Raw genomic sequence first — 9,027 nt, 5'->3', positions numbered from 1 at the left:
CCAGGAGATCCGCGGCGGCAAGCTCCACGACCAGTTCGTCGTCGACGTCATCCAGGGCGGCGCGGGCACCTCGACCAACATGAACGCCAACGAGGTCATCGCCAACCGCGCGCTGGAGCTGCTGGGCCACGCCCGGGGCGAGTACGGGCACCTGCACCCGAACGAGGACGTCAACCTGGGCCAGTCCACCAACGACGTCTACCCCACCGCCGTGCGCATCGCCACCGTCTTCGCGGTGCGCGGCCTGCTCGACGCCATGGCCGTCCTGCAGAACGCCTTCACCGGCAAGGCCGCCGAGTTCCACGACGTCCTGAAGATGGGCCGGACCCAGCTCCAGGACGCCGTGCCGATGACGCTCGGACAGGAGTTCTCCGCCTTCGCCGTCATGCTCGACGAGGACCGCAGCCGGCTCGCGGAGGCCCTCGGCCTCATCCACGAGATCAACCTCGGCGCCACCGCCATCGGCACCGGTCTCAACGCCCCGGCCGGCTACGCCGAGGCGGCCCGCCGCCACCTCGCCGGCATCACCGGCCTGCCCCTGGTCACCGCTCCCGACCTGGTCGAAGCCACCCAGGACTGCGGCGCCTTCGTCCAGATGTCCGGCGTGCTCAAGCGCATCGCCGTGAAGCTGTCCAAGACCTGCAACGACCTGCGCCTGCTGTCGTCCGGTCCGCGGGCCGGCCTCGGCGAGATCAACCTGCCGCCGGTCCAGGCCGGTTCGAGCATCATGCCCGGCAAGGTCAACCCGGTGATCCCCGAGGTCGTCAACCAGGTCGCCTTCGAGGTGATCGGAAACGACATCACCATCACCATGGCCGCCGAGGCCGGGCAGCTCCAGCTCAACGCCTTCGAGCCGGTCATCCTGCACTCGCTGTCGAAGTCCGTCACCCACCTGCGCGCGGCCTGCCTGACCCTCGCCGAGCGCTGCGTGGCCGGCATCACCGCCAACACCGAGATGCTGCGCGCCACGGTCGAGAACTCCATCGGCCTGGTGACCGCGCTGAACCCGCACATCGGATACACCGCCGCCACCGACATCGCCAAGGAGGCCCTGGCCACCGGCCGGGGTGTGGCCGAACTCGTCCTGGAGCGGGGCCTGCTGCCGGCCGACCGGCTCGCCGCCCTGCTGCGGCCCGAGGTGCTCGCGGGAACCGGCCCGGCCCGTAGCTGACCGGCATCGCCGTTCGGCGTCCGCCTTCAGCTCTCCTCCCGCAGTACCCTGACGCCGGTCACGTCGGTGTCGACGGCGTCGGGCACGACCATGCCGGCCTCGACACCGGTGCGGAGGTAGCGCAGGACGTCCATGGTCAGGCGCTCGCCGGGCAGCGCTGCGGGGATGCCCGGCGGGTAGGGAGTGAGCATCTCGGCGGCGACGCGCCCTTCGGCCCGTTCCCACGGGACCTGTTCGGTGCGTCCGAAGAACGCGTCGCGCGGCAGCACCGCCTGTTCCAGGCGGAGTCCGGACGGCGGCGGGACGTACACGGGCTGTCCGGTGCGCAGTTGGGGGGCATGGGCCGCGAAGTCGGTGAGGGCGGCGAGCAGGATGCCGGCGGTGCGGTCGTCGTCGGCGTGGGTGAGCTGGGCGCTGATGCGGCGGTGGTCGGACACGTGCAGGTTGATCCGGTGGTGCCGGCGCAGCCAGTCGGCGGCCCGGTAGCCGGTGACCTGGCAGGCGCTGATGTCGACGATGACCTGGAGGGGGTCCAGGTCGGATGCCTTGCCGGGGCCGCAGAAGTCGTCGCGGTCGTCGACGTGCATGCCGTCGATGCGGGAGATCCGGTCGCGGACCCGGCCGGCGAGGGCGAGCGCGTCGTCGTAGAGGGTTTTCCCGTACTGGACCATCTGGCGTCGCCAGCCGTCGAGGGCCGCGTACACGAGGACGGAGGGGCTGGTGGTGCCCAGCAGGTCCTCGCGGCCCTTGAGGACTTCGGGTGCCACCAGGTCGCCCTGGAGGTGGAAGACCGAGCTCTGTTCGAGTCCGGAGCCCATCTTGTGGACCGAGGTGACGCAGACGTCGGCGCCGGCGTCCATCGCCCAGGTGGGCAGGTCGGGGTGGAAGGGCAGGTGTGCGCCCCATGCCTCGTCGACGATGAGGGGGACCCCGCGGCGGTGGCAGACCTCGGCGATGGCGGCCAGGTCCGAGCAGGTGCCGTAGGGGGTGGGGGTGGTCACGAGGGCGCCGCGTGCGTCGGGGTGCCCGGCCAGCGCCTCTTCGAAGGCCTGGGGGGACGGGGGGTGGGCCAGGTGGCGTTCGGGGTCCCACTGCGGGTCGACCCAGACGGGGCGGATGCCGGACAGGATCAGCCCCGCGACCACGGACTTGTGCGCGTCCCGTCCGACCACCAGTTCCTCGTGCGGTCCGGCGACGGAGAGCATGGCGGACTTCACGGACAGCGAGCTGCCGCAGGTGGAGAAGAAGGCGTGCTCCGCACCGACGGCCTCGGCCATGAGCGCCTGCGCCTCCTCCACGATCCCGTGGGAGGAGGTGCGGTCGTCCAGACCGCTGGTGGCCAGGACGTCGGAGCGGAACACGGAGTCGCCGAGCACGGCGCGGACGCGGGGGTCCGCCCCGCGCCCCTGTTTGTGCCCTGGTGGGGTGAACGGCGTCTGGCCGGCTTCGTGGTAGGCGGCCAGCGCGTCCAGAACGGGGGCCCTCGACTGATCCATACTGCCCGCCTGCCCACCGCGGAGGTACGGAAACGCGGCCCTCGGACGCGCCCGCGCTGATCCGCGGTGTGTCCCCCGGCGGCTGCTAGCGTCACATGTGGCCTTGATCGACGTCGACGACGGAGGAAACAGCCCATGCCCGACGACCCGGCCGGCGACACCATCCGGCAGCTGGCAGACGTGGTGGCTTCGAACACGCTGCCGGAGCACGTCGTCGAACTGCTCCGCGTCGCCCTGAGCCAGGCCGAGACGGCGAAGGCGGCAGGCCACGACGACGAGGCCCTCACGATCGCCGGCCAGGCACTGCAGACCGCGGAGAACCGGACCGGGGAGCAGTAGCGCTCGACGTACCCGGACGGTCGGCCCGAGCGGTCCCGGCCCGGTGCTGGTCGCCCGTCCGCCGGAACTCGACATCGGCGACCCGCGCGCGAGCGCGAACCCCCTCTTCCTCGATGGGCCGTGCCTTGCGCGCGCCGGGGGCCGTGATCACCTTGATGAACCCGCACCGGCTGGTACTCGTACCAGACCGGGGTGGACGGTTCGGTACCGGCGCCGTGAGCCAGGTATGGCGGCCACTCCCTGGGGTACGCGCCATTCACCGCGAACCCCCACAATCGTGCGAATCTGCGCGATTCCGCAGAAAGGGAACGTTCATCATGGAAGCCCAGGCAGCCCCCCAGCCGGTCACGAGCCATGCCCCGCGCGACGAGGGCATCCGGACGTGCCGCCCCGCGATCGTCCCCCAGGCACGCTCTGACGGCGCGGAGGGCGAGGGGACGCCGAACGCGCCCGACTCGAACATCATCCGGGGCGAGGACTAGGCGCCCGGCATGACCGCCGCTGCCGCCCACGCCTCCCCCGCGGCCTCACCGCACGCCCGGCTGCCGCACCCGTACGCGCCCGACGAGATCCGGGTCGCTTCCGTCCCCGCCGGTCACGTCTACGTTCGCCACATACACGCCGCCGACGGCTCCGACGGAGTCGTCCTGCTGCCGGACCCGCACCCCAACGGTGCTCCGAGCACCTCACAGCGGTGGTGGCCCCCGGTGATGCTGGACCCGGCCTGGGTGCGCGGCCACCACGACGGTTTCGACGTCTACCACCTGCACTTCGGGTTCGACGCGCAAAGTCCGCGGCAGCTGACGGAACTCGTCGGTGAACTCCGCCGGCACGGCAAGCCCCTGGTGCAGACCGTCCACGACCTGCGCAACCCCCACCAGCCCGACCGGAGCGCCCATGACGCCGCCCTCGACGTGCTGGTCCCCGCCGCCGACTGCCTGATCACTCTGACCCCCGGCGCGGCGGACGAGATCGCGGCCCGCTGGGGCCGCACCGCACACGTCCTGCCCCACCCCCACGTCGTGGAGGAGCCGCAGCTGTCCCGTCCGCGGGCACCGCGCACGGACTTCGTCATCGGGGTGCACGCCAAGAGCCTGCGGCCCAACATGGCGCCGCTACCGGTCATCCGGGCGCTGGCGGCGGTCACGGCGGAGCTGCCGGACGGACGGCTGCGCGTGGACATCCACACCGACACGCACGAGCCCGGCGGCCGTGCGCATGCTCCCGAGGTGGTGGCGGGGCTGGCCGAACTGGCCGCGGAGGGGACGGTGGACCTGCGCGTGCACGACTACTTCGACGACGACGCGCTGTGGGAGTACCTGAGTTCCCTGGACCTCTCGGTGCTCCCGTACACCTTCGGCACCCACTCGGGCTGGCTGGAGGCCTGCTACGACCTCGGCACCGCCGTGGCCGTCCCGGACTGCGGCTACTACGCCGAACAGCGCCCCTGCCACCTCTACCGGCACGGCCCCGACGGCCTGGACGTACGGTCCCTGGAAGTCGCCGTACGCCAGGCGTACGCCCACCGGCCGGCGCCCCGCGCCAACCCCCGGGCCCGCAAAGGTGAACGCAACGCCCTGGCAGCAGCCCACCGGGCGCTCTACGAACGCTGCCTGACGTGACCCGCCCCCTGCGCATCGCCCTCATCGCCTCGGCGCGCTTCCCCATCCGGGAGCCCTTCGCCGGCGGACTCGAAGCCCACACCTGGGCGCTCGCCTGGGCCCTGCGCCGGCGGGGCCACCACATCGCCCTGTTCGCGGCGCCCGGGTCCGACCCGCGGCTGAACGTGCGCGAACTCCCCGTGCGCGCTCCCCGGCTGAGTCCGGCCGCCCGGGCGGACCTCAGCATGAGCGACCCGTCCGCACTGCACGAACACCACGCCTACCTGAGCCTCATGCTCGACCTCGCACGCGGCGACGACGGCGGCCCGGCGTACGACCTCGTCCACAACAACAGCCTCCACTACCTGCCCGTCGCCATGGCCCCCGCCGTGCCCGCCCCCGTCGTCACCACCCTGCACACACCGCCCACGCCGTGGCTGGAATCCGCGATCCAGACCGACCCGACGGGCTCCGGCGTCTTCACGGCGGTCAGCGCACACACAGCACGCTCCTGGCAGCCGCTGGTGCGCTCCGCCCGTGTGGTGCACAACGGAATCGACCTGAGGCGCTGGCCCGCCGGGCCCGGCGGCGGTGATCTGGTGTGGTACGGACGGATCGTGCCCGAGAAGGGCCCCGCCCTGGCCATCGCCGTCGCGGCCGCGACGGGGCTCCCGCTGACCCTCGCGGGGCCCGTGGCCGACCGCCGCTACTTCCGCGACCGGGTGGCCCCCCGGCTCGGCGGCCGCATACGGTACGCGGGGCACCTGACCCGCACGGAGCTGGCCGCCCTGGTCGGCTCGGCGCGCGCCACCCTCGTCACCCCCTGCTGGGACGAGCCGTACGGACTGGTCGTCGCCGAATCCCTGGCCTGCGGCACTCCGGTGGCCGGCTTCGACCGCGGCGCCCTCGCCGAGATCCTCACCCCCGACTGCGGACGGCTCGTCCCCTACCCCGACGTCGCCGCACTGGCCGCGGCGGTCGGGGAGACCGTGAAGCTCAGCCGGCGGGCCTGCCGGGAGCGGGCCAGGGCCTTCTGTTCCCTGAGCCACATGACCGACCGCTACGAGGCCCTCTACGCGGAGCTGCTGCCGTGATCGGCTACTACGTCCACCACCACGGGCTGGGCCACCTCCACCGCGCCCTCTGCATCGCCCGCCATGCGCGCAGCCCCGTCACCGGCCTGTCCAGCCTCGATCCGCCTCCGGACTGGCCCGGTCCGTGGATCTCCCTGCCCCTCGACACCGGCGGCCCGGCGGCCGTCGACACCCGCGCCCAGGGCCGGCTGCACTGGGCGCCCCTCTTCCACGACGGCTACGCCGACCGCATGTCCACCCTCGCCGGATGGCTGGGCCGGACCCGGCCCACGCTCCTGGTCAGCGACGTATCCGTCGAGGTGGCCTGCCTGGCCCGGCTGATGGGGGTGCCCGTGGTCGTCGCCGCCATGCGCGGACGACGCCTCGACGCCGCCCACCGGCTCGGGCACGACATCGCGCTGCGCCTGCTCGCTCCCTGGCCGGCCACCGCCCCGGAACCCGGCTGGCCCTCACGCTGGTACGACAAGACCATCTACGCGTCCGCGTTCTCCAGGGACGACGGCCGCGTGCCCACGCCGCCCCCGCGCGACGGGACCCGCCGCGTGCTGCTCATGCTCGGAGCGGGCGGCAGCGGCATCACCTTCGAGCAGGTACGGGCGGCCCGGGCGGCGACCCCCGACTGGCAGTGGGACCTGCTCGGCGGCCCGGGCGGCGCCTGGTCGGCCGACCCCTGGACCCGGATCTGCGCCGCCGACGTGGTCATCACCCACGGCGGCCAGAACGCCGTCGCCGAGTGCGCGGCCGCGCGCCGCCCCACGGTCGTCCTGCCCCAGGAACGGCCCTACGGCGAACAGCACGCCACCGGCAGGGCGCTGCGCGAGGCCGGACTGGCCGTGGTGCGCGAGCACTGGCCCGACCCACCGCAGTGGCCGTCCGTCCTCGCCGAGGCGGCGGCCCTCGACGGCGACGCCTGGTCCGGCTGGGCCCCCGGCGACGGCGCCCGGCGCGCCGCCCGGGCCCTCGACGCTCTGGCCGCGATGCCCGGGGCATCATGAACCGCCCGGACCACACACCCACGGCCGCCCCCCACGTGGCCGTGATCACCCTGGTGGCGGGCCGGCACCGGCACCTGGCCCTCCAGCAGACCGCGCTCTCCCGGTCCGACCGCCGGCCCGACACCTACGTGGTCGTCACCATGGACGATGCGATTGCCGCAGCGATCGCCGCCCGCGGCAGCCCCGCGGCCACCGTGGTGCCCATGGCCGTTCCCCGCTCCGGCCGCTTCCCGCTGGCCGCCGCCCGCAACGCCGGGGCCCGCCGGGCCCTCGCACTCGGGGCGGACGTCCTGGTCTTCCTCGACGTCGACTGCGTCCCCGGCCCGCAGAGCGTCGGCCGGTACACCGAGGCGGCCGTCAACGGGGTGCTCCTCTGCGGAACCGTCACCTACCTGCCTCCCCCGCCCGTCGGCGGGTACCGGCTCGCCGGCCTCCCGGAACTGGCCGACCCGCACCCCGGCCGCCCGGTACCGCGACCGGACCAACTGCTGACCGGGGGCGATCCGGACCTCTTCTGGTCCCTGTCGTTCACGCTGACCGCCTCGACCTGGAGGCGCATCGGCGGATTCTGCGAGGAGTACACCGGCTACGGCGGCGAGGACACCGACTTCGCCTGCCTCGCACACCGTGCGGGTGTCGACCTGTGCTGGCTCGGCGGAGCACCCGCGTACCACCAGCACCATCCCGTGGAAGACCCGCCGGTACGGCACCTCCACGACATCCTCCGCAACGGCGCCCTCTTCCACCGCCGGTGGGGCCGGTGGCCCATGGAGGGCTGGCTGCACGCCTTCGCCGACCTGGGACTCGTCCGCTTCGACACGGCGGCCGGCGCCTGGACGGCCACGCCCTCCACGGCAGGCCCGTGAACTCACCTCCCGTCCTCGGCCAGCAGCCGCAGGGCCTCCAGGGCCACGGCGGCGGCCCGTCCGACACCGTCCGCGACCACCTGGCGGTGCGGGTCGTAGCCGCCGGTGGCCTCCACGTCCACGAGGTCGTCGGCGTTCGTCCCGTCCACCACCAGCACGCCGCCCGCCGTCAGTCCGCGCAGGGAGGCCGTCACCAGCAGCGCGGAGAGTTCCATCTCGATCGCGGCGACGCCCGCCTTCCCGTACTCGGTGACGGGGAGCAGGCCGGGCTGGAACGCGGCGCGGGTCCAGACGATGCCCCGGTGGTGGGGGGCGGATGCCTCGCGGGCCGCCCTGGCGAGGGCGAGGACCGCCTCCGGCGCGGCCACCGCGGGATACTCCGGCGGCAGCAGCTGTCCGTTCACCCCGTCGTCGCGGACCGCGCCCTCCGCGATCACCAGGTCGCCGTCGGCGATGCCGGAGCGGATCGCCCCCGCGGTGCCCAGTCTGATGAGGGTGCGCACGCCCGCGTCGGCCAGCTCCCGGAAGAGCAGGATCGCTCCGGGGCCGCCGACCCCGTGGGAGGCGACGGCCACGGGCAGGCCTGCCCAACTCCCGGTGAAGAGGCGGTACTCACGGTGGTGGGACACCTCCTCGGCCCCGTCCAGGAGTTCCGCGACGGCCGCGGCCCGTGCCGGGTCGCCCACCACCAGCGCGGAGGAGGGCAGGCCGGTGCCCGGGATGCGGGTGAGGGGCAGCGGGTCCAGCGTCATACGGCGGCTCCGGTTGTCGTACGGGCGGCACGGCGGCGTCGCGCCGTGGTCAGGAAGAGCGCCGCGAGGGTGACGGCGTACGGGGCGGCGTCCGTGGCCTGCTGCGGCAGGCCGAGGCCCTGCAGGCGGAAGCCGACCGCTTCGGCGAGGGCGAACAGCAGCGCCGAGAGCAGTACGCCCACGGGTGCGGCGCGCCCGAGCATGACGGCGACCACGGCGATCCAGCCGCGGCCCGCGGTCATGTTCTCGGAGAAGAGCGTGACGTTGCCGAGGGCCAGTTGGGCTCCGCCGAGGCCGCACAGGACCCCGGACGCGAGGACCGCGGCGTAGCGGTACGCGACGGGGCTCACGCCCAGGGCCGCCGCGGCGTCGGGTGCCTGGCCCGCCCCGCGCAGCCGCAGTCCCCACACGTGCCGGGTGAGGACGAAGGCCGTGAGGGCGACGGCGGCCCAGGAGAGGTAGGCGAGCGGAGACTGTCCGCCGATCAGGGGGAGCCCGGTGAGGGCGGGGTCGTCGAAGGTGCCCCGTACGCCGAAGACCGTACGCAGCAGGAATCCGGTGAGTCCGAGGGCGAGGAGGTTCATGGCCACGCCCAGCACGACGGCGTCGCCGCGCAGGGTGACCGCGCCCACGGCCAGGATCAGGGAGTACGCGGCGGCGGCCAGCGCTGCCGCGGCCGTACCGAGCCACGGGCTGCCGGTGAACCCGCTCGT

General features: G+C 73.8%; 10 protein-coding genes. 7 read left to right on the top strand and 3 right to left on the bottom strand.

What is annotated here, in order from left to right:
* Positions 1-1,171: aspartate ammonia-lyase (locus tag VR44_RS08975; protein WP_045946874.1), on the top strand; the 1,171-nt coding region annotated here is incomplete at its 5' end.
* A gap of 26 nt (positions 1,172-1,197) precedes the next feature.
* Here the strand turns inward: VR44_RS08975 and VR44_RS08970 are convergent.
* On the bottom strand, positions 1,198-2,667 hold the full coding sequence (locus VR44_RS08970; protein ID WP_045946873.1) for an aminotransferase class I/II-fold pyridoxal phosphate-dependent enzyme: 1,470 nt from the start codon (positions 2,665-2,667) through the stop codon (positions 1,198-1,200).
* Between the two features lie 135 nt (positions 2,668-2,802).
* Between VR44_RS08970 and VR44_RS08965 the strand changes: the two genes are divergently transcribed.
* The 6 genes from VR44_RS08965 to VR44_RS08945 all read left to right on the top strand — a co-directional run bounded on the left by VR44_RS08965 (position 2,803) and on the right by VR44_RS08945 (position 7,562).
* Complete coding sequence (locus VR44_RS08965; RefSeq protein WP_045946872.1) at positions 2,803-3,006, top strand: hypothetical protein; 204 nt, start codon at positions 2,803-2,805, stop codon at positions 3,004-3,006.
* A gap of 317 nt (positions 3,007-3,323) precedes the next feature.
* Entirely contained in the window at positions 3,324-3,488 is a 165-nt protein-coding gene (locus VR44_RS44890; protein WP_157880258.1) for a hypothetical protein, read from the top strand.
* 9 nt (positions 3,489-3,497) lie between these two features.
* On the top strand, positions 3,498-4,628 hold the full coding sequence (locus VR44_RS08960) for a glycosyltransferase family protein (protein ID WP_107072498.1): 1,131 nt from the start codon (positions 3,498-3,500) through the stop codon (positions 4,626-4,628).
* Entirely contained in the window at positions 4,625-5,701 is a 1,077-nt protein-coding gene (locus tag VR44_RS08955; RefSeq protein WP_045946871.1) for a glycosyltransferase, read from the top strand. Before VR44_RS08960 ends, VR44_RS08955 begins: the two co-directional genes overlap by 4 nt.
* Positions 5,698-6,696: a glycosyltransferase gene (locus VR44_RS08950; RefSeq protein WP_045946870.1), complete on the top strand. Its 999-nt coding sequence runs from the start codon at positions 5,698-5,700 to the stop codon at positions 6,694-6,696. Before VR44_RS08955 ends, VR44_RS08950 begins: the two co-directional genes overlap by 4 nt.
* Positions 6,693-7,562, top strand: coding sequence for a glycosyltransferase family 2 protein (locus VR44_RS08945; RefSeq protein ID WP_045946869.1), 870 nt, complete (start codon positions 6,693-6,695; stop codon positions 7,560-7,562). The genes VR44_RS08950 and VR44_RS08945 overlap by 4 nt, the downstream gene beginning before the upstream one ends.
* 2 nt (positions 7,563-7,564) lie before the next feature.
* Here the strand turns inward: VR44_RS08945 and VR44_RS08940 are convergent, their stop codons facing one another.
* Both VR44_RS08940 and VR44_RS08935 read right to left on the bottom strand, forming a co-directional pair.
* Positions 7,565-8,314 carry a phosphorylase family protein gene (locus VR44_RS08940; RefSeq protein ID WP_045946868.1) on the bottom strand — a complete coding sequence of 250 codons (750 nt, stop codon included), beginning with the start codon at positions 8,312-8,314 and terminating at the stop codon, positions 7,565-7,567.
* Positions 8,311-9,027, bottom strand: a 717-nt coding sequence (locus VR44_RS08935; protein WP_045946867.1) for an ABC transporter permease, incomplete at its 5' end; no start/stop codon positions are given. The genes VR44_RS08940 and VR44_RS08935, both read right to left, overlap by 4 nt.

Origin of the sequence: Streptomyces katrae (assembly GCF_000966975.1) — a bacterium.
In the GTDB taxonomy this organism is placed as follows: Bacteria; Actinomycetota; Actinomycetes; order Streptomycetales; family Streptomycetaceae; genus Streptomyces; species Streptomyces katrae.
This window is presented reverse-complemented; position numbering and strand designations above follow the sequence as displayed.

Bases quoted from the DNA above. Each gene is read 5' to 3' on its own strand.
- VR44_RS08970 (WP_045946873.1), bottom strand. From the start codon at position 2,667: ATGGATCAGTCGAGGGCCCCCGTTCTGGACGCGCTGGCCGCCTACCAC.
- VR44_RS08965 (WP_045946872.1), top strand. From the start codon at position 2,803: ATGCCCGACGACCCGGCCGGCGACACCATCCGGCAGCTGGCAGACGTG.
- VR44_RS44890 (WP_157880258.1), top strand. From the start codon at position 3,324: ATGGAAGCCCAGGCAGCCCCCCAGCCGGTCACGAGCCATGCCCCGCGC.
- VR44_RS08960 (WP_107072498.1), top strand. From the start codon at position 3,498: ATGACCGCCGCTGCCGCCCACGCCTCCCCCGCGGCCTCACCGCACGCC.
- VR44_RS08945 (WP_045946869.1), top strand. From the start codon at position 6,693: ATGAACCGCCCGGACCACACACCCACGGCCGCCCCCCACGTGGCCGTG.
- VR44_RS08940 (WP_045946868.1), bottom strand. From the start codon at position 8,314: ATGACGCTGGACCCGCTGCCCCTCACCCGCATCCCGGGCACCGGCCTG.